At 63.5% G+C, this 19,197-nt stretch carries 16 protein-coding genes and 1 tRNA gene; 6 read left to right on the forward strand and 11 right to left on the reverse strand.

What is annotated here, in order from left to right; translation table 11 throughout:
• Positions 1-64: 64 nt before the first annotated feature.
• On the forward strand, positions 65-856 hold the full coding sequence (locus XI02_RS31195) for an inositol monophosphatase family protein (protein ID WP_172647497.1): 792 nt from the start codon (positions 65-67) through the stop codon (positions 854-856).
• A gap of 27 nt (positions 857-883) precedes the next feature.
• Here the strand turns inward: XI02_RS31195 and XI02_RS31200 are convergent, their stop codons facing one another.
• A complete protein-coding gene (locus XI02_RS31200; protein ID WP_172647496.1) occupies positions 884-1,840 on the reverse strand; it encodes a choline/ethanolamine kinase family protein in 957 nt (318 codons plus the stop codon).
• On the reverse strand, positions 1,837-2,793 hold the full coding sequence (locus XI02_RS31205) for a phosphotransferase (RefSeq protein WP_075968917.1): 957 nt from the start codon (positions 2,791-2,793) through the stop codon (positions 1,837-1,839). The genes XI02_RS31200 and XI02_RS31205 overlap by 4 nt, the downstream gene beginning before the upstream one ends.
• A gap of 201 nt (positions 2,794-2,994) precedes the next feature.
• Between XI02_RS31205 and XI02_RS31210 the strand changes: the two genes are divergently transcribed.
• Positions 2,995-4,401, forward strand: coding sequence for an amidase (locus tag XI02_RS31210; RefSeq protein ID WP_075968916.1), 1,407 nt, complete (start codon positions 2,995-2,997; stop codon positions 4,399-4,401).
• A gap of 4 nt (positions 4,402-4,405) precedes the next feature.
• Here XI02_RS31210 and XI02_RS31215 read toward each other — a convergent pair whose 3' ends face one another.
• The 4 genes from XI02_RS31215 to XI02_RS31230 form a co-directional block, all read right to left on the reverse strand.
• Positions 4,406-6,226, reverse strand: a complete 1,821-nt coding sequence (locus XI02_RS31215; protein WP_172647495.1) for an ABC transporter ATP-binding protein — start codon at positions 6,224-6,226, stop codon at positions 4,406-4,408.
• A gap of 1 nt (position 6,227) precedes the next feature.
• Positions 6,228-7,145 carry an ABC transporter permease gene (locus XI02_RS31220; protein ID WP_172647494.1) on the reverse strand — a complete coding sequence of 306 codons (918 nt, stop codon included), beginning with the start codon at positions 7,143-7,145 and terminating at the stop codon, positions 6,228-6,230.
• 2 nt (positions 7,146-7,147) lie between these two features.
• A complete protein-coding gene (locus XI02_RS31225) occupies positions 7,148-8,128 on the reverse strand; it encodes an ABC transporter permease (RefSeq protein WP_018272936.1) in 981 nt (326 codons plus the stop codon).
• Positions 8,129-8,212: 84 nt separating this feature from the next.
• Complete coding sequence (locus tag XI02_RS31230) at positions 8,213-9,775, reverse strand: ABC transporter substrate-binding protein (protein WP_172647493.1); 1,563 nt, start codon at positions 9,773-9,775, stop codon at positions 8,213-8,215.
• 336 nt (positions 9,776-10,111) lie between these two features.
• Between XI02_RS31230 and XI02_RS31235 the strand changes: the two genes are divergently transcribed.
• The 4 genes from XI02_RS31235 (at position 10,112) to XI02_RS31250 (ending at position 14,904) form a co-directional block, all read left to right on the forward strand.
• Positions 10,112-10,921, forward strand: a complete 810-nt coding sequence (locus XI02_RS31235; protein ID WP_038375837.1) for an HAD-IIA family hydrolase — start codon at positions 10,112-10,114, stop codon at positions 10,919-10,921.
• Entirely contained in the window at positions 10,918-11,901 is a 984-nt protein-coding gene (locus XI02_RS31240) for a phosphotransferase enzyme family protein (RefSeq protein WP_069275618.1), read from the forward strand. The genes XI02_RS31235 and XI02_RS31240 overlap by 4 nt, the downstream gene beginning before the upstream one ends.
• 177 nt (positions 11,902-12,078) lie before the next feature.
• The gene (locus XI02_RS31245) at positions 12,079-14,238 is read left to right on the forward strand and encodes a N,N-dimethylformamidase beta subunit family domain-containing protein (RefSeq protein WP_172647492.1); all 2,160 of its coding nucleotides are present in this window, start codon (positions 12,079-12,081) and stop codon (positions 14,236-14,238) included.
• A 102-nt stretch (positions 14,239-14,340) separates the two neighbouring features.
• Positions 14,341-14,904, forward strand: coding sequence for a hypothetical protein (locus XI02_RS31250; protein ID WP_172647491.1), 564 nt, complete (start codon positions 14,341-14,343; stop codon positions 14,902-14,904).
• Between the two features lie 57 nt (positions 14,905-14,961).
• On the opposite strand, the gene XI02_RS31255 is transcribed toward XI02_RS31250, so the two are convergent.
• The 5 genes from XI02_RS31255 to XI02_RS31275 form a co-directional block, all read right to left on the reverse strand.
• A tRNA-Lys gene (locus XI02_RS31255) sits at positions 14,962-15,037 on the reverse strand.
• A 175-nt stretch (positions 15,038-15,212) separates the two neighbouring features.
• A complete protein-coding gene (locus tag XI02_RS31260) occupies positions 15,213-15,803 on the reverse strand; it encodes a Spy/CpxP family protein refolding chaperone (protein WP_026193118.1) in 591 nt (196 codons plus the stop codon).
• Positions 15,804-15,965: 162 nt separating this feature from the next.
• Positions 15,966-17,291 carry a TRAP transporter large permease gene (locus tag XI02_RS31265; protein WP_069277913.1) on the reverse strand — a complete coding sequence of 442 codons (1,326 nt, stop codon included), beginning with the start codon at positions 17,289-17,291 and terminating at the stop codon, positions 15,966-15,968.
• Positions 17,288-17,863 (reverse strand): TRAP transporter small permease, encoded by a 576-nt coding sequence (locus XI02_RS31270; RefSeq protein ID WP_018272964.1) that lies wholly within the window; start codon positions 17,861-17,863, stop codon positions 17,288-17,290. Before XI02_RS31270 ends, XI02_RS31265 begins: the two co-directional genes overlap by 4 nt.
• A 102-nt stretch (positions 17,864-17,965) precedes the next feature.
• The gene (locus XI02_RS31275; protein ID WP_018272965.1) at positions 17,966-18,970 is read right to left on the reverse strand and encodes a TRAP transporter substrate-binding protein; all 1,005 of its coding nucleotides are present in this window, start codon (positions 18,968-18,970) and stop codon (positions 17,966-17,968) included.
• Positions 18,971-19,197: the final 227 nt, after the last annotated feature.

The following is a 19,197-nucleotide window of genomic DNA, read 5'->3' on the forward strand; positions in this document are numbered from 1 at the left end:
CCCATCCCAAGGCAAGGCGTCGAGCGTCCTGCGACGCCGGCGCGCCTCCCGCCCGGAGCGATCATTGGACGACATTCAAGACAGATTATCCGCAAGCGAGCTCGCTTCGTTCTTCAACGAACTTGCCGACGTGGCCGGACGGATCGCCGTGACGCACTTCCGCTCCAGCGTCGACTTCGAACGCAAGCAGGACCTGACGCCGGTCACCATCGCCGATCGTGCGATCGAGATGGAGCTGCGGCGACTGATCGGCGCGCGCTTCCCCGATCACGGCATCCTCGGCGAGGAGATGGGATCGACTGCCGGGGACCGCTACACATGGTATCTCGATCCGATCGACGGAACGAAGAGCTTCATCTCCGGCATGCCACTGTTCGGCACGCTCGTCGCGCTCGCCGACGGGAAAGACGGCTCGGTCGCCGCCGGCATGATCGATATGCCCGCGCTGGCGGAGCGGTGGTACGGCACCCGGCAAGGCACCACCTTCAACGGCAAGCAGGCAAAAGTGAGCCGCACGACGCGACTGGAAGACGCACAGATCTACACGTCATCGCCGGACTTCTTCACGCCGGGCGACTGGGCCCGCTACGACGCGCTGAGCCAGAAAGCCATGTTCCGGCGATTTGGCGGCGACTGCTACCAATATGGCCTGCTCGCGTCCGGCCACTGCGATCTCGTGGTCGAAACCTCCCTCAAGCCGTTCGACTTCATGGCGCTGATTCCGGTGGTCGAGGGCGCCGGCGGCATCGTCCGCGACTGGCAGGGGCAGCCGCTGTCGCCGGACTCCGATGGCCGGGTCATCGCGGCTGCGAACGACAGCCTGCTCGAGCAGGCACTCGCGATCCTCGATCAGTAGGTTGCGGAGACCATCCTGCGGCGCGGCTCAGACGAGCCGCAACCAGCCGTCCCAGCGGGGATCGTACATCACGTCACGGGCGCGCATGTATTTCCAGACGCCGTACTTCTGATAGTCGAAATCCCAGTCCTTGAGCTTCCGGTTCACGACCGCCCATGACGCCCATTTCATGTCGGCGAGCGCCCGGTTGAGGATCACGCGCGCGACCATCTGCGGCCGCACCTCGCCCAGATATTGCTCGATCAGGGCCTCCGTCAGATGCTCGTCGAAGAACATCTCGGCGAACAGCACGCCGAGCTCATAGCTACGCTCGTTGTTGGAAGCGAACTCGTAGTCGATCAGCTTCATCGGCTTTGGGGCGCCTGATTCCGCCGAGATCAGGAAATTGCCCGGCATCGGATCGTTGAAGCACGGCACGAGATCGAGACCCGACGCCAGGAACGCCGACTTGGCCTGATTGTAGCGATGCATCAGCCAGGGCATGTCCTGCGGGAAATGCGCGCCGAGCTCCCTGCCCTGCTCGATATGTTCCTCGATCATGTCGAAGATGGTCTTGGTCTGGCCGAGCTTCGGGCCGGCGTGCAGGCGGCGGTAAAGGTCGAGAACGTCGGCCTGGATGGTGGCATCGCCGAAATCGGCATTGGTGCAGGCGCGATAGCCTTCGAGGAACTCGCTGATCTCGAGCCCGTCCGCGGCGTCGAAAAAGATCACCTCGGGCGCAACGCCCATGGCGTGGGCATTGCGCGCAGCCTCGTTGGCGGTCACGCGATCGATGAACATCTCCGAGCCCTCGCCGGGTACCTTGATGAAGTAGCGCCGTCCATCGCCGGATATCTCGACCAGCCAGTTCTGATTCATGAGGCCGCCGACCAGCGGGGTATAGGCGGCCCCCTTGCCGTGCCATTGCGGCACGCGGGCGATCGCCGCCTCGACATTGCGCTCGTGGACTGTCGCTCCCTCGCCGAGCTTCCTGCGGACAGTCATGCGATCCTCCGAAGCATCTCGCCAAAGCGCGGCTCCCGGACCGTCATGCGGCAACGCACGAAGCGCCAGCTGGCGAACTTGTAGAACTCAAAGGTGTTGCGCGCCGACCGCGCGGCGAGCACGGCGCCGATCAGGCCCCAGCGCAGATCATCCGCCACACCGTAGATGCGGGCGCGGCTGAATGCGCGCTCGTCGAATCCGCCGGCACTGCGGCTGAAGGCCTCGCGCGCCTCTGGCTCCTGCGCGAAGGCTTCCACGAGGAAGCTGCCGAGGTCCTCCAGCGGGTCGGCCGTCGTGGCGCGATCCCAATCGATCAGGCGAACCTCGCCGGTGTCGCTGATCAGGATGTTCGAGACATTGCCGTCGCCATGGATCGGCACCGGCTTGATGTCGAGCTTCCCGAAGGCATCGGCCGCAAAACGCAGCTCCTTGACCAGCCATTCCGCATCCGAGGGCAGTTGCGCCTTCGCGGCCTTTGCCGCCTCGTAGAAATGCTCGATCTCGTCGAAGACTCCCATGCGCCGCGGCAGAGGCGCCCCTGCCTGGAACAGGCGCCGCGCCGCGATGACCGCGTCGACGATCCTCGGCTCCAGCATCCGCTCCAGCGTGCCGACCCGCCAGCCACGGTTGAGATCCTCCATGACCAGAAGTCCCGCGTCCGGATCCGCCGCAAGCACCTTGGGACCGATACCGAGATCGGATGCGCGCCGGGCCGCCTCGAACGCGCAGGCAACGTCGATGTAGAGCTTGGCATCCACATCCATGCTCTTGATGAAGATGCTCTCGCCGCTTCCGTTCCTGGTGGCGCGCCAGGGAGCGCCGTCGACCCCGCGCCAGCTTGGCGAGGCGAGGACCGGAATGGCGGGCTCGATCACGATATCGCCCGTCCCCCATCCCGGGAGCCCGGCAATGTAGTTCCGGACCGTGGCGATTTGCGTTCCAGATTGACTCATGACGACTTCTGATCTCTCGCGAATATCGTTCGGCCCGCGTGTCGCGGGCCTCCCGGTTTGATGACAAATTCGATCAAGACAGATGCAAAAGGGATGCCTCGCACTCCACCAAATCATGCCGTTGCGGCAGCGGCACTACCCCGACAGGGGCGACTTTCGCTATCCGGACACTGATCCAAAACGCCATTTGTCGAGGCCAAGATGTCTGCTGCGGAACTGATCGGGATGAGCCTTGCGGGGCTGACGGAGGCCTACGCATCGCGCGCATTGTCGCCGGTGGAGGTGTTGCAAACCGTGCTCGGCCATGCCGAGGCGGTCAATCCCGCGATCAATGCGCTGTTCTGCTTCCGTCCGGAGCAAGCCATGGCAACCGCGCAAGGCTCGGAAGCGCGATGGAAGGCGGGAGCGGCGCTGGGTCCGCTCGACGGCGTCCCCATGACCGTCAAGGACAGCGTCGCCATGATCGGCTGGCCCTATTTTCACGGCATCGGCGCCAACCGTGCCCTGCCGCCCTCCAACTACGATTCGCCGCCGACGATCGCGCTCCGCGAGGCCGGCGCGGTGATCTTTGCCAAGACCACGATGCCGGATTGCGGTCTAATGGCGTCGGGCATCAGCTCGCTGCACGGCGTTACCCGTAATCCCTGGGGGCTCGCCTGGAATACCGGCGGCTCGTCGGCCGGCGCAGGCGCCTCCGTCGCCGCCGGCGCCGGCTATGTTTCCGTCGGCACGGATATCGCGGGCTCGGTCCGCCTTCCGGCCGCCCATTGCGGACTGGCCGGACTGAAGCCGACCCATGGCCGTGTGCCGCATTTGCCGGCCGACACCATGCGCATGGCAGGCCCGATGGGCCGCAGCGTGGACGATATCGCGCGCCTCCTGACCGTGCTGACGCGGCAGGACGAGCGCGACACCTGGAGCCTGCCCGCCGATGGCGTGCGCTATCACGAGCATCTGAAGCGCGACGTGAAGGGACTGAAGATCGGCGTCCTCACCGACATGGGCTTCGGCATGAAGGCGGAGGCGGCGGTTCGCTGCGCGGTCGAAGCGGCCGGCAAGCTGCTCGCGGGCGCCGGCGCGATCGTCGAGCCGTTCACCTCTCCGCTCACCGACGACGCCTATGCGCCGATCGATCTGTTCCTCCAGGTGCGCGGCTATCTCGAATATGCATCGCTGCCGCCGCATGGCGACACCGCACGCGACATCAATCCCTACGTTCGCGCATGGTGCCTTGGCGGGGCGAAACATTCGGGCGCCGACCTCTACCGGGCGCTGGGCCAGATCGCCAAGATGAAGGCGGCGCTGCTCGCGGCCTTCGAGGGCTGGGACTATGTCATCGCCCCGACGCTGCCGGTGGTGAATTTCCCGGCCGAGGAGCCCGGCGTGTCGCGTGAGATGCCGCTCGCGCACACGCTGTTCACCGCCATGTTCAACCAGACCTGCCAGCCCGCCTCCACCGTCTGCATGGCATTCGATTCCCGCCATCTGCCGATCGGCGTCCAAGTGACCGGGCACCGCTTCGACGATCTCGGCGTGCTGCAGGTGACCAAGGCGCTGGAAGACATGCGCACCGTCGCGATGGACTGGCCGTTCAAGCCACGGCCCTGAGCGCTCAGGCCGCGGCCTGCGCCGGCTCGCCGTCGAGAAGGTGGCAGGCGGCGAAGCGCCCCGGCGCGTGTTCGACCAGCTTCGGCGTCTCCAGCCGGCAGCGGCCGAACGCCTTCGGGCAGCGCGAGGCAAAGCTGCATCCCGCCGGGATATCGATCGGGCTCGGCGGTTCGCCCTCCAGCAAGAAGTCCGCCGGGTTGAACGGCTTCTCCTCCAGCGTCGGGGCGGCCGAGAGCAATGCCTTGGTGTAGGGATGCCGGGGATCGAAGAACAGCTCGCGGTTGTCGGCGATCTCGACCATCTCACCGAGATACATCACGGCAATGCGCGTGCAGACCCTGCGCACCATTGCGAGATCATGGGAGATGAAGACATAGGTGAGGTCGTTCTTCTCCTGCAGCTTCGAGAACAGGTCGATCAGCCTTGACTGCTCGCGTTGATCCAGCGCGGACAAGGTTTCGTCGAGGATCAGCAGCTTGGGATCGAGGATCAGGGCACGCGCGATCGAGATGCGCTGGCGCTCGCCGGTGGAGAGCGTGTTCGGGAGCTGGTCATAGAGCTCGGCGGCAAGACCGACCTCGGCCATCGCTGCGATGACCCGGCTGCGCAGGTCCGCGCGGGCGACATTGCCGCGGATCAGCAGGCTCTCCTCGATCATGCGGCCGACGGTGGTGCGCGGCGGCAGCGCATTGTACGGATCCTGCAGCAGCAGCTGGAATTCGCTGCGGGTGCGGATCAGCTCGCGCGGCGACAACGTCCCGAGCGACGTGCCGTTGAGGACGATGCTGCCGTTGTCGGGAACCTCCAGCCAGGCCAGCAGGCGCGTGAGGGTCGACTTGCCGCAGCCGGATTCCCCGACGATGCCGAAATTCTCGCGCGGCATGATGTCGAGCGTTACGCCGCGCACCGCCTGCACGTTGCTGTAGGTATTGAACGTCCCCCGCTTGCGCGCGCGATAGGTCCGAACAACGTGCTCCACCTTCATCAGCGGCACTTCGTCTTGCGCCTTGCGGCGGGCCAGCGGACCCTCCGTGGTCGCCCACATGCGCGGCACACTGGCAATGGCCTTGCGCGTGTAGTCGGTCTGTGGCGAGGCGAGCAGGCCGGCAAACGCCTGCTGCTCGACGAACCGGCCCTGATGGAGCACGGCCGTGCGGTCGCCGAACTGGCCGAGCGTGGGCAAGGAAGACGACAGATAGATTGTCGCCATCCTGTGGCGGAGGCACAGGTCGTGGAGCAGCGCCACGATCTGTGCCGCGATGGTGACATCGAGCGGCTGGGTAATGTTGTCGGCGATCAGGACGGCGGGCTCGGCGCAGATCGCGTCCACGATCATCGCGCGCTGCATCATGCCGCCGGAAAATTTTGCCGGGTAGTCCCAATAGCGCTCTTTCGGCGATGGAATCCGGACCTCGCCGAGGAGCTGCACGACCCGCTCGCGGCATTCGCGCGGATTCCATTCGGGCCTGACGCTGTGCAGCTTTTCCGCGATCTGGGTCCCGACCGGTATCGTCGGATCGAGCGAGCTTTGCGGCTTGGAGCCGATATAGGCGATGTCGCGGCCGATCCGCACCTCGCGCGCCCCGGCGCCGAGAATGTCGTGGCCGGCGAACGTGACCCGTCCGGAGCGATACGCCAGACTTTCCGGCAGCCAGTTCGCCAATGCGCGGCTGAGCACGGTCTTGCCGGCGCCGCTTTCGCCATAGATGCCGAAGATCTCCGACGTGTTGAGGCGGAAGGAGATGTGATCGAGGATCGGCGCGGCGCCCGGCGCCGAAGCACCGACCGTGAGGTCGTCGACCTCCAGAATGAGCGAGAGATCCATCTCAGAGACCTCCATAGATGCGGTTGCGCGCCTTCTCGAGCGCCGACCCCATCAGGTTGATCGAGGTAAGCGCGATAGCCAGGAACACGCCCGGCGTGGTCGCGATCCACCAGGCATTGATCAGGTATTTGCGGGAGTCGGCGATGATGCTGCCGAAGCTCGGCGTCGGCGGCTGGATGCCAAGCCCCAGGAAGCCGAGAATCGCTTCGAAGATCATCATGCGTGCGACGTCGAGCACGGCGACGAATGCGATCGGCGGCAGGATGTTCGGCGCGGCGAACAGAAACAGGATCCGCCAGTCCCCGGCGCCGAGCACGCGCAGGCCGCGGACATATTCCTTGCTGCGCTCGGTGACCGCGGCGCTGCGCGCCACGCGCGCGTAGAGCGGCCAGCCGGACAGCGCCAGCACGATGATGATGGTCGGCACCGTCGGCCGCGACACACCGAGAATGGTGATCGCCAGGATGATCATCGGAATCGACAATTGGGCATCGGTGATCCGCATGATGACGGTGTCCCACCATTTGCCCTTGAAGCCGGCGAACAGGCCAAGGCCGCAGCCGATGACAAAGATGAGCAGGACCGTGACGACGCCGACCAGCAGCGAATAGCGCAGGCCGATCAGGCTGCGCATCAGCATGTCGCGGCCGAGCTGATCCGTACCCAGCGGATGATCCCAGGTCCATTTGTCGCCGAGAAAGACCGGCGACATGAACTTGTCCTTCACCACCATCTTGGTCGCACTGATCGAGGACACCTCGGGATAGATGGCCGAGGCCAGCACCAGCGCCATGAAGATGAAGAAACCGATCTTGAAGCTCGGCATGCGCCAGGCGGCGGCCATGATGCGGCGGTTGACCGAACGGATTGGGGCCGCCGGCAAGGCGGGCTCCTCGGCGATGATCGTGGTGGCCGTCATGCTCAGATCTCCACGCGGGGATCGATCAGATAGGCGACCAAATCCACGATGATATTGATGAAGACAAAGACGGCGCTGGTCGTGATGGCGATGCCCTGGATGACCGGAAAGTCGCGCCCGACGACAGAGACCACGGTCAGATTGCCGAGGCCAGGATAGTCGAAAATGTATTCGATCACGAGAACGCCGCCGATCAGCGTCGAAAGCTGGATCCCGAGCAGGTTGACTAGCGGCACTGCCGCGTTGCGCAGGGCGTGCGAATAGACGATACGGCGGCGAGACAGGCCGCGTACCCGCGCCTCATCGATGAACGGCGCTTGCATGACCTCGCCGAGCGAGGTCGTCAGCGTGCGGATGATGAAGGGGGCGATCTCCACCGCGAGCACGAAGGCCGGCAGGATGACATAGGAAAATCCCTGGTAACCGAGCGCCGGCAGCAGCTTCAGCTTCACCGACAGAAACAGGATCAGAACGATCGCGAGCCAGAAATTCGGAATCGAGACGAACAGCGACTGCATTCCGAACGCCAACGCATTCTGCCAGCGATGCTGGTGCAGCCCGCCCGCGATGCCAATCGGAAACGACAGCAGCAGCGCGAACACGAGCGCCATGCCGCCCAGTTGCAGCGTGAACGGCAGGCGTTCGAGGATGAGATCGATCACCGGCGCCATATCCGACTTGGTCGGGTCAACATACTGCCCGCCGGTCGCGATCATGCCGCTGCGCGGCCGCAAATAGGATTGCCCGAGATCGCCCTGTACCAGCCCGCGCATGTACCGACCATATTGCACGATGATGGGGTCGCGCAGCCCCATCTTGGTCGCGACCTTCTCGACCACGTCGGCCGGCGCCATGCCGCCGACGATCAGGCGCACGGGATCGCCCGGCACCACGCGCAGCAGCGTGAAGATGATCAACGACGTGATGAAGACGATCAGGATGCCCTGCGCGATCCGCTTGACCAGGAATTCCAGGATCAACATCGAGAAGGGCTACCCTTGCAATTCATGAGGACCAGACCCGACGCGAACCGGCAGGCCGGGCCTACCCGGCCTGCCGAGCAATCATCATGCCAATGTTGCCTTGGTCATGTCCTGCATGCCGTTCGGATAGATGTACAGACCATCCAGCTTCTTGCTGTAGGCATGGATGAAGACCGAGGTGAACAACGCGAGCGCCGGGGCCTTCTTGGCGATGGTCGGCAGCGTCTCGGTCTGCAGGATCTTCTTGCGCTCCTCGATTGTCGTGGCGTTGCGCTCCTTGTCCAGCACCGCGTCGATGTCCTTGTCGACGATGCCGGTGATGCGCTTGGAGGAGGAGTGGAAGTGTGTGCGCAGGACGAGATCCGGCTCGGGCGAGCCGGTGCACCAGCCGCAGTCGATCATGTTGCCCTCACCGCCGCCGGGCTTGTCGTAAAGCAAATTACCCCACGCCGCGACTTCGAGCGTCTGCAGATTGACCTTGAACCCCTGCTCCTGGAGCATGCCGGTAATCAACTCGGCATATTCCTTCGTCTTCGGATAGAAGCCGACCGACGTGTAATAGGTGAGCTCGGGCAGGCCCTGGCCTTTGGGGAAGCCGGCCTCCGCGAGCAGCTTCTGCGCCTTGTCCGGATCGAATTCAGGATAGTCGGCCACCTCGGCATAGCCGAACTTGACCGGCGAGATGTGCGCCTTGGAATAGATGCCGGAGACGCCGAGCACGTCGAGCACCTGCTTGCGGTCGATCGAGTAGCATGCGGCGAGGCGAATCCGCGGATCGTCGAACGGCTTCTTCGAGCAGCGGAAGAACAGGTATTTGTTCTCGACCGAAACCGCCTTGTGGATGCTGAAGCGGGCATCCTTCGAGATGGTCTCGACCTGCTCCTGCTCGAGCCGCTCGATGATGTCGGCCTCGCCGTTCAACAGCGACAGCGTGCGCGTCGTGGTGTCACCGACGAAGTGATACTCGACACCCGGGATCTTCGCTACGCCGAGGAAGAAGTCGGGATTGGCGGCGAGAACGGTGGTGTCGCCTTTCTGCTCGACATATTTGTAGGGGCCCGTGCCGTTCATGCGCGCCGAGAGCTGCGCCTTGTTGGCAACGTCCTTGGCCGACATGATCGGCAGGAAGGACGACAGATAGTAGTAGAGCGTCGCCGGATAGCCCTGCGCCTTGGTGTTGATGTGGCAGGTGTAGTCGTCGACGACGTCGACGGTGACGAGACCGGGGTACCACTGCGCCGGACGATCGGGTTGGCAGCCATATTCGTAGGTCGCCTTGACGTCGGCCGCTGTGAACGGGGTCCCGTCATGAAATTTGACGCCCTTCCTGAGCTTCACCTCCATCTTATAGGTGTCGATGGGCTTCATCGATTCAGCCAGCTCGAAGATCAGCTCGTCCGGTTTCTCCGGCCGCATCGGCGCCCGCGTCAGATAGCCGAACACGAAGCCCTCGACGATGAGCTGGCCGAGATTGGTATGGGTGGTTGGGTCCCAGTTGCCGGTCAGCGCTTCCGCGCCAAGAAAGCGCAGTTTCTTGCCCTCGGCGGCAAAGGCGGAATTCACAAGAAAGTCGGGATTGACCCGCCCGAAGCCGAACGCCGCGGCCCCGGCCAGTCCCCCTAACATCAAGTCTCTGCGGTTGATCATATGGTAATCCCTCGATGATTTCGGCAACGCTGAAACTGCTCTCGAGGCCGCAAGGCACTCAGCCGTTTCGATCGTCTTGCACAAATCGTGGCTTTCACGCCTGCAAAGCCTAGACCAAAGACGGCAATCGCCCGATTCCTGCTGCTCCACGATTCCGTTGCTGACACTCCCGGGCGCCGCAGTCGCGCACAGAGGTTTTCCGCTCCCGGAAACATGACGCACGGCAAGCAAGGACGCCTCTCCAGTGTGCAGCACACAAATCATGGATGCACAGAGCAGCAACGCCATGCCGGCAACCGTATGATCACGCTCGCGGAACTGAACGGAATCCCAGCATTGGAACAGCGTGTTGCTCCGGCCGACCATCCCATTCGCGGCATCATCTCGGATCTCGACGGTGTCGCCTATCGCGGCGACACTCCGATCGAAGACTCCGTCAAGGCATTTCTCGGATGGAGCGAGCGGGGCCTGCCCTATGCGTTCGTCACCAACAATTCGACCAAATCCGCCGCGCAATTTGCAGCCAAGCTGAGCCGCATCGGCATTCCGGCCGAGCCGTCACAGGTCTTCACGACGATTTCGGCGGTCACATCCCTGCTCGAACGGCGCTGGGCGCGCACCACGCCCGTGTTTGCGATCGGCGAGCGACCACTGCTCGAGGCGATCGAGGACAGCGGCTATCGCCTGACCTGCGTCGAACCCAAGATCGTCGTGCTCGGATTCGATGCCGCGTTCGACTACGTCAAGCTGCGTACCGCGGTCAGGGCCGCACTCGCCGGCGCAACCGTCATCGCCACCAATCCAGATGTCCTGACGCCGGTTCATGACGGCTACGATCCTTGCGTCGGCGTGATCACGGCCGCGATTGCGGCGGCCGTTCCCAATACGAAGCCGATCGTGCTAGGCAAGCCGCAACCGTTCCTGATCGAACAGGCGCTGGCGCATCTCGGCACCGCCCGGCATGAGACCGTCATGGTCGGCGACCAGATCGGCACCGATATCGCCGCAGGAAAGGCCGCCGGCATGCGGTCGATCCTGCTCGCCAGCGACGTCCCTTTCAATGCGGTTGCAGACGTCGTTCCCGATCGCATCATCGCGAGCCTTCTTGACCTCGCGCCCCCCGAGACGGTCGGTTGGCCGCGATGATGACTCCCGGCCTCATCGAGAGCATGCAGGCCTCTCTCGCGGCGAGCCTGCCGCGCTGGGGACTATCATCGCAATCGACGCTCGTCTTTCTCAGCCATTCCGAGAACACCACCTTTCTTGCGCAGGACCCGGCCGCTCGGCAAAAACTCGTGTTGCGCGTGCAGCGGCCCGGCTATCACTCGCCGGACGAGATTGCGTCCGAGCTCGCCTGGATCGACGCCGTGATCGCAGACAACGTGGTGCTCACGCCGCGCCCGGTCGCCGATCGGGAGGGACACCTGTTGTGCCCCATTCCCCTGAGTGGCGCGACGCGACACGTCGTTGCGTTCGAATTCCTCAGCGGCAAGGAGCCGGACGCCTCGGGCGATCTGGCCACCTGGTTCGGCAAGCTCGGCGCGACCAGCGCGCGGCTTCACGCGCACAGCCGCCGATGGACAATGCCATCAACGTTCCAGCGCAAGGTCTGGGATTTCGATGCCATGCTGGGCCGCCGGCCACTATGGGGTGACTGGCGCGCCGGTCTTGGCCTGCGCGACGATGGCCGCAGGCTGCTGCAGAGGGTCGCCGACGAACTTGAACGGCGCGTCGAGGCTTACGGACGGGGCGAGCAGCGGTTTGGCCTCGTTCATGCCGACCTCCGCCTCGCCAACCTGCTCGTCGAAGGCGACCGGCTCGGCGTCATCGACTTCGACGATTGCGGCTTCTCGTGGTTCTTCTATGACTTCGCCGCGGCCGTCAGCTTCATCGAGCACGAGCCGGTGATGGACCTGCTCCAGCAGTCGTGGCTTGCGGGATACCGGACCGTCGCACCGGTCTCGCGCGACGACGAGGCCATGCTGCCTGCGTTCGTGATGCTCAGGCGCATGCTGCTGACGGCCTGGCTCGCTTCGCATTCGGACACCGAAACCGCACGGCGCCTGGGTACGGGCTACACCGACGGAACGGTCGCGCTCGGCGACCGGTTCCTGCGCGGATTGTGACGCGGACTTTCGGGACCAGCCGCGGCGCGCCTGTCCTCTTCTCCAGTGTTGTTGCTCCCGGACTCCAGAATGCCGCAACAGATGTTTCCCCGCCGGCTTTGATCCGCGAATGATGGGCGCGCGCTCGGACATTGCGCGTCCGAAGCGGACTTAACCAGCGAGCGTGGGCGGCGTCAGATGGATATCCAGGCTTATTTCGAGGAGTGGTCCTGCGAGCCCGGCGATGTCGTCCGGCTTGCGATCAGCACGCCGCACGCCACCGTCCGCGCAAGCCTCGTGCGACTGGTCTCGGGTCCCGGGCGCGACGAAGCGATCGAGGGCAAGGTGGTCGATTTCTCGTCGGTGCTCGACCGCACCGTTTCCGGCGGCGTGCAATCCACGGTGGTCGGCTCGCACGCCGAATTTCCGCTTCCCTCACCGATCAAGGATGCGGCGATCAGCGTCCATTGCTGGGCATGGCCGACCGTCCCCGAGCGGAGCGCGCCCCAGGCCATCTGGTCGATTGGCGACATTGCGCTCGTCATCATCTCAGGCGGTCTTGCGCTTCGAATGGGCAGCGCAACGCTCGCGGTCTTGCCGGATGCGATCATCGCCAAACACTGGTATTCGATCCTGACTACCATCGGCGACGGCGAAGTCTGCATCGACCTCAGGCGTCTTGATGCCAAGGTTGGGGCACAACGCACGCTCTGCGCGGCAACCGGCGCGACGGCAAATGCGGCGACGCTCCTGCTCGCGGCGGCCGGCATCGGCCGGTCCGGGTCGCCGTTGGAGCCATATAACGGCAAGATCGACTCGCCGACGCTGCACCTCGCGAAGCCATCCGCAGAGACGATCGCCGCATGGCACGCAGGAAAGACTCCCGCGCAACCGGCATGGGCAGCATGGAAACTCGGCAGGGACTTCGCGTCAGAGACGATTGAGCCGGACGCTGGAGGCGGACAGGGGCACCTTGTCAACGGCGTCGAGCGCGGTGTGACCGGACGTAACTGGGACGGGCGAAGCGACTCCTTCGTCGAAGTTCCCGAGCATTACTGTGCGCTGCAATTCCACGACGACGACATGGTGGATGCCGGCTGGCGGTATAATCTCGAATTCCACCTGCCGGAGGACTTTCAAAGCGGAGTCTATGCAGTTCAGCTCGAGGCCGGCGGAAGCCGCAATCATTTTCCGCTGTTTGTCAGGCCGGTCCCGGGCACCTCGGCACCCGTGCTGTTCCTGGTGCCGACCAACACCTATCTGGCCTATGCGAACGACCACCTGGCCTCGCTCGATTTCTCATCGGTGATGCCTCATGACAAGGTGGTGCCCGAGGACGAACAGTACTTGTTCTCACATCCGGAGCCGGGCCGCTCCTGCTACGATACCCATGCCGACGGAACGCCGGTTCGCTATTCGGGCCGCAGACGGCCGCTGTTCAACGTCCGCCCTGGTTTTCCGAACTGGCTAACGGGCTCGTATCGTCACTTTCCCGTCGACATGTACATCATCGAATGGCTGGAGCACCTCGGCATCGAATATCATGTCGCAACCGACGAGGATTTCGAACGTGGCGGCCGCAACCTGGCCGACCGGTACGCGGCGATCGTCACGGGCTCGCACCCGGAATACTGGACACGAACCGGCCTCGATATCCTCGACGGATACCTGCATGACGGCGGCCGGGTCATGTATCTTGGCGGCAACGGCTTCTACTGGGTAACGAGCCGGCTCGGTGCAAAGCCCTGGGTCATCGAGGTGCGCCGCGACAACAGCGGCACGCGCTGCTGGGATGCCCCCTATGGCGAACGGACCCATGTTGCGACGACTGAAGCCGGCGGCATCTGGCGCACGCGCGGCCGCGCCCCGAACAAGATGCTAGGCGTGGGCTTCGCATCGGAGGGATGGTCGAAGGGCTGCGGCTATCGGCGTCTGGAGGCGAGCTACAATTCGCCCGCCGCGAAATTGTTCGACGGCATCGCTGAGGAAATCGTCGGCGATTACGGCTATGTGCTGGGCGGAGCGGTGGGAGACGAGGTCGACAGGTACGACGTTACGCTCGGAAGTCCCGAGCATGCCTATGTGCTCGGGACTTCGACCGGGCTTGGCAACGAGTATCAGCTCGTCATCGAGGATCTCACTCTCTCGCTCCCGGATCAGGGAGGCGCACAGCGGCCTGACGTGGTGAGATCGGACATGGTCCTGTTTCCGATCGATGGAGGCGGCTGGGTGTTTTCGGTCGGCTCCATCGCCTATGCCGGCGCCCTGGCCTGGAACGGCTGCGACAACGGTCTTTCGCGCCTGACGGCGAATATACTCAGGGCCTTCACCGGCAAGGAGCCGGTGCTCGGAGCATGAGACCGTCAGTGCGACTTCGCCCCTGAAACGAAAGGTCAACGATCCTCGTTCGGCCACTCATAACGTTCTGGTTGCAGGTTTGAGTGCAAGAAGATCAACATCTTGCTGGATACTCGTTGTCCCCCAGCGCGGCGACCGCAGCGCGAGGGGCATGTCTTCGGCGCCTTTGAGATCTCGCACTACCGCCCCAAGGAGCGGCCCAATAGCGTGAAGATCGTGCATCCGAAGAACGGCGAGGGAGCCGGGTGGCCGCTGTTCGATGATCGGGGCGAAGCACTTTTCCCCGAACTGATGGCCGAACTCGATGCCATCAAGCAGGTGACGGTTTCAGGTCTGGTCTTCAGGCGCGATCACGCGCACCGCAAGTCGCGTACTCCGCTACCGTGGACAACTGAGCGCAAGGACCTCCGCTACCTGCGCAGCGTCGTAAAGGACATCGTCGCCGCAGCCGGCATTCGAGGTGAACTTTCATTCACCTCTTTCCGCCACGGCGGCTTCACCGAGGGTGCCGACAGCGACCTCACCGACGCGGAACTGCGGGCCGCCGGCCGCCACAGGTCAGCACGGCAATTGCCGACCTATGCAAAGCGAACGCGAAAACAGCTGATTTCGGGGACCAGGAAACGGCGCGAGGAGCGAACAAAAGCAGCCGGTTTGTCGGAATAGACGCCGCTGCTTGTCGGAATGACAACTACGAGGGCTAACCTAAGCTATTGAAAAGCTTGGTGGGCGCACCAGGGCTCGAACCTGGGACCCGCTGATTAAGAGTCAGCTGCTCTACCAACTGAGCTATGCGCCCGGAACTTGTCCGGAAATGACCCTCGCAAGAGAGCGGTCGTTTAGCAAAGCGATTCCCCGATGTCCAGCAAGCTCGCGCAAGTTTTCCCGACTTTTGCGCCTCCTCCCGACAGCCGAAAGGCCGCCGGAATCCGGCGGCCTTTCATGGGCTTGGCGAGGGTGCCGGCGGACGGCGCTTAGAGCCGGCCGGAGCGGTCCTGATCAGGGCCGTCGTCGCGGTCGAAACGGTCGTGATCGAAGCCGCGGCCGCCGTGCTCCCAGCGGTCCATACCGCGCTCGAGGCGGTGGCGGCGCCAGCCTTCGGCCCCGAAGCCGCGCCCTTCCATATGGGTCAGCATGCTCAGCCGCCGCTTCTGGTTGTCGTCAAGCGTCTTGTAGAGCGGGTCGGCGGCGTCGGCGATCTTCTTCAGCGACGTCGCGGTCGACGCCATGTTGTCGGCGCGCTCGCGCAGGCGGGCGACCGGATCGTCCGGCTTCTGCGACCTGTCCGCATCGGTCTTCTCGGCAGCCATGCGCGCGTTGGCGCGATCGAGCCGCATCTTGGCGAAGTCGCGCACCGCGGCCTCAACCGGCGGCCACAGCTTCTCCTGATCGGCGTTGAGCTTCAGCCCGGCGTGGACGGCAGCGATCCGCGCGTCGAGGAAGGCGGCCCGATCCTCGGGGCTCATCCGCATATGGCCGTGGAACCAGGGACGATGCTGGGCATAGACCGCGGTCGAACCGGCAATCGTGAGCGCCGCGATACCGGCGAGCAGAACTTTCTTCATACGAACCTCCTTTGAAGGTTGCTCGAAGATGATGCCGCCCGCCCGCGCCTTCAACTTACGGATTGGACAGAGAGAGCTCTGTTACCAAGATGTAATCCGCTTTCATTGCACCGCAGAAACATCCACGGCGCGAGGTCGCGCTTTGGATGTCTGTTGTTTGCGCTAGAGCATTCCGAGCAGGCGCGGCAGCCACAGCGAGATCTCCGGCACGTAGGTCACGACGCCGAGGAAGATCAGCATCGTCAGCAGCCACGGCCATACCGCGATCGTCAGCTCGGTGATCCCCATCTTGGCAATGCCGGATGCGACATAGAGGTTGAGACCGACCGGCGGATGGCACATGCCGACCTCCATGTTTACCACCATCAGGATGCCGAGATGCACCGGATGGATGCCGAGCTTGACCGCCACCGGAAACAGGATCGGCGCCATGATCAGCACAATCGAGGACGCCTCCATCACATTACCGGCGATCAACAGCAGTACGTTGACGATCAGCAGGAACACGATCCAGTCGACACCGACCGAAGTGATCCAGGTTGCGATTTGCTGCGGAATGTTCTCGTTCGCCATCAGGAACGAGAACAGCACTGCATTGGTGATGATGTAGAGGATCATCGCGCTCATGTTGGCCGAGCCGAGCAGCACCTTCGGGACGTCCTTCAGCGACATGTCGCGGTAGACGAACACGGCGATGACGAACGCATACACCGCGCTGATCGCGGCCGCCTCGGTCGGCGTGAACATGCCGGTATAGATGCCACCCAGCACGATCAGGATCAGCAACAGTCCCCACACGCATTTGCGGAAGGCGGTGATCCGCTCCGCCCAGCTCGCCTTCGGCAATCGCGGGTAGTCGTTGCGCCAGGCGCGGTAGAAGGTAGTCAGCCCGAGCAGCGTCGCAAGCATCAGGCCGGGTATCACGCCGGCGATGAACATCTGCCCGACCGACGCAGACGACACCCGGTGGCCGGCGGGATCAAGCGCGATACTGCCGCCGGTGGCGACGCAATAGATCACCATCACGATCGAGGGCGGGATCAGGATGCCGAGTGCGCCCGACGTAGTGATGACGCCGGCGCCGAAGCGCTTGGGAAATCCCTGCCTGACCATCGCCGGCATCATGATTGAGCCGATCGCGATCACCGTCGCGGGCGAAGATCCCGACACCGCGGCGAACAGCGCGCAGGCCATCACGCCGGCAAGTCCCAGCCCGCCATACCAGTGTCCGACCATGGAGGTGGCGAAGTTGATCATTCGCCGCGCTACTCCGCCATGGGTCAGGAAATTGCCCGCGAGGATGAAGAACGGGATTGCCATGATCTCAAAATTGTCGATGCCGGTAAACAGCTTCAGCGCGACCGACTCCGTCGGCACGTTGGTCATCGTGTAGATGAAGGTGAGCACGGTGAGGCCGAGCGCGATCGAAATCGGCATGCCCGTCAGCATCAGCGCGATCAGAAGGCCGAAGATGATGAGGCTGGTCATCGCGTTACCTCCGCGGCGCCAACACCTGGCCCATCGACCTCAACGCCCTCGACACGGGCATGGTCATGATGCGGCAGGTCGCCGGTGCGGAAATAGACGTACGCGACTTGCAGAAAGCGGAAGCACATCAAATAGGAGCCGAGTGGAATGCAGAGATAGACGATCCAACTCGGGATCTCGAGATCCGGCGAGACCTGGTCGGTGTGCATCAGACCCCACACGAACTTGGCGCCCATGGTGCCGATTACCACCGTGAAAAACGCGCCGCAAAGCAAGCCGAACAGGATGACCGTGTTCTTCCACGGCGATTTGAGCTGATTGACGACAACATCGACGCCGACATGGATGCCGGTGCGCACGCCGTACGCGGCGCCAAATTTGGCGACCCATACGAACATGTAGATGCAGAGCTCCTGCGCCCAGGACAGGTTGATCGGAAACAGGATCGGATAAAGCAGAGGGATGCCGATCAGGTAACGATGCATGACGGCGACGAAGATCAGCAACGTCGCTGCCGCCATCAATGTCGCGATCAGTATCTCTTCGAGCCGGTCAAGAATACGCAGCAGCATCAAAGCTCCCCCCTCACGGTCGGGCGGATACGCCGCGCCGTGGCCCCTGCAGCGGCCGTTCCGGCCGCTGGCTCCATCTCATTTGCGGTCTATGACGTCCGCTCAGTTCATCGGGCCGCGGCCCGTTTCCTTCAGGAACTCGTCGATCAAGGGCTGGCCGACGCGTGAGGCGACGTCCTTGTAGACCGGCATCATCGCCTTGCGCATCGCCTCGTCCTGTTCCGGCGTCAGCTTGACGATCTCGCTCTTGCCGCTCTTCTTGATCTCGGCCAGCGCGTCCTCGTTCTCCTTGGCCGACTGGCTGTTGCCGAACTCGGTGGCTTCCTTCATCGCCTTGGAGAGCGGCTCACGGATATCGGCCGGCAGTTCGTCCCAGAACTTCTTGTTCACGACCACGACGTAGCCGATATAGCCGTGGTTGGTCTCGGTGATGTACTTCTGCACCTCATGCATCTTCTGGGTGTAGATGTTCGACCAGGTGTTCTCCTGGCCATCCACCACGCCGGTCTGCAGTGCCTGGTAGACTTCCGAGAACGCCATGACCTGTGGAATCGCGCCGAGCGAGCGGAACTGGGCTTCCAGGACCTTGGACGATTGGATGCGGAACTTGAGCCCCTTGTAGTCGGCAGGCGCGACCAGCTTCTTGTTCGCGCTCATCTGCTTGAATCCGTTGTCCCAATAGGCGAGACCGGTCATGCCCTTGGAATCCAGCTTCTTGAGCAGCTTGGCGCCCAGTGGGCCGTCGGTGACCTTCCGCAGCGTCTTCAGGTCGGGCAGGATGTAGGGCAGATCGAAGACTTCGAATTCCTTCACGCCGATCGGGCCGAACTTGGAGTTGGACGGCGCCAGCATCTGAACGGCGCCGAGCTGCAGCGCCTCGAGCTCTTCCTTATCCTTGTAGAGTTGCGAGTTCGGATAGACCTCGACCTTCACCTTGCCGCCGGTGTACTTCTCGGCCAGCTCCTTGAACTTCTCGGCCGCCTGCCCCTTCGGCGTGTTGGTGGCCACCACGTGGCTGAATTTGATGACGATCGGCGACTGCGCCGACGCCGGTCCTACGAAAGTCAGCGCAGCGATCGACGCCGCAGCCAGAATGAATTTACGCATGTTTCCTCCCGCGTATTGCGGAGCACGAATACCGGCCCCGGGCACATCCGGTCGCACCATTACAGACAAGCAACGACGATTGCCATTGCCCCTTTAGCAGGGGCTAATTGCACCATTGCTGCACTGCAAAATTCGCTGCGACGGTATCCCTTTCGGCTCTTGCGACCGTTCAATGACACCGCCCGCACGCTGTGCCCGGCCACGGCGATGAGGTCAATGCGAGGTTT

The organism is Bradyrhizobium sp. CCBAU 21365 (assembly GCF_015291305.1).
Lineage (GTDB): Bacteria > Pseudomonadota > Alphaproteobacteria > Rhizobiales > Xanthobacteraceae > Bradyrhizobium > Bradyrhizobium elkanii.

Excerpts from the sequence above, each read along its gene's own strand:
- XI02_RS31200 (WP_172647496.1), bottom strand. The coding sequence starts at position 1,840 with ATGACTGTCCGCAGGAAGCTCGGCGAGGGAGCGACAGTCCACGAGCGC.
- XI02_RS31205 (WP_075968917.1), bottom strand. The coding sequence starts at position 2,793 with ATGAGTCAATCTGGAACGCAAATCGCCACGGTCCGGAACTACATTGCC.
- XI02_RS31210 (WP_075968916.1), top strand. The coding sequence starts at position 2,995 with ATGTCTGCTGCGGAACTGATCGGGATGAGCCTTGCGGGGCTGACGGAG.
- XI02_RS31215 (WP_172647495.1), bottom strand. The coding sequence starts at position 6,226 with ATGGATCTCTCGCTCATTCTGGAGGTCGACGACCTCACGGTCGGTGCT.
- XI02_RS31220 (WP_172647494.1), bottom strand. The coding sequence starts at position 7,145 with ATGACGGCCACCACGATCATCGCCGAGGAGCCCGCCTTGCCGGCGGCC.
- XI02_RS31225 (WP_018272936.1), bottom strand. The coding sequence starts at position 8,128 with ATGTTGATCCTGGAATTCCTGGTCAAGCGGATCGCGCAGGGCATCCTG.
- XI02_RS31230 (WP_172647493.1), bottom strand. The coding sequence starts at position 9,775 with ATGATCAACCGCAGAGACTTGATGTTAGGGGGACTGGCCGGGGCCGCG.
- XI02_RS31240 (WP_069275618.1), top strand. The coding sequence starts at position 10,918 with ATGATGACTCCCGGCCTCATCGAGAGCATGCAGGCCTCTCTCGCGGCG.
- XI02_RS31245 (WP_172647492.1), top strand. The coding sequence starts at position 12,079 with ATGGATATCCAGGCTTATTTCGAGGAGTGGTCCTGCGAGCCCGGCGAT.
- XI02_RS31260 (WP_026193118.1), bottom strand. The coding sequence starts at position 15,803 with ATGAAGAAAGTTCTGCTCGCCGGTATCGCGGCGCTCACGATTGCCGGT.
- XI02_RS31265 (WP_069277913.1), bottom strand. The coding sequence starts at position 17,291 with ATGACCAGCCTCATCATCTTCGGCCTTCTGATCGCGCTGATGCTGACG.
- XI02_RS31270 (WP_018272964.1), bottom strand. The coding sequence starts at position 17,863 with ATGCTGCTGCGTATTCTTGACCGGCTCGAAGAGATACTGATCGCGACA.
- XI02_RS31275 (WP_018272965.1), bottom strand. The coding sequence starts at position 18,970 with ATGCGTAAATTCATTCTGGCTGCGGCGTCGATCGCTGCGCTGACTTTC.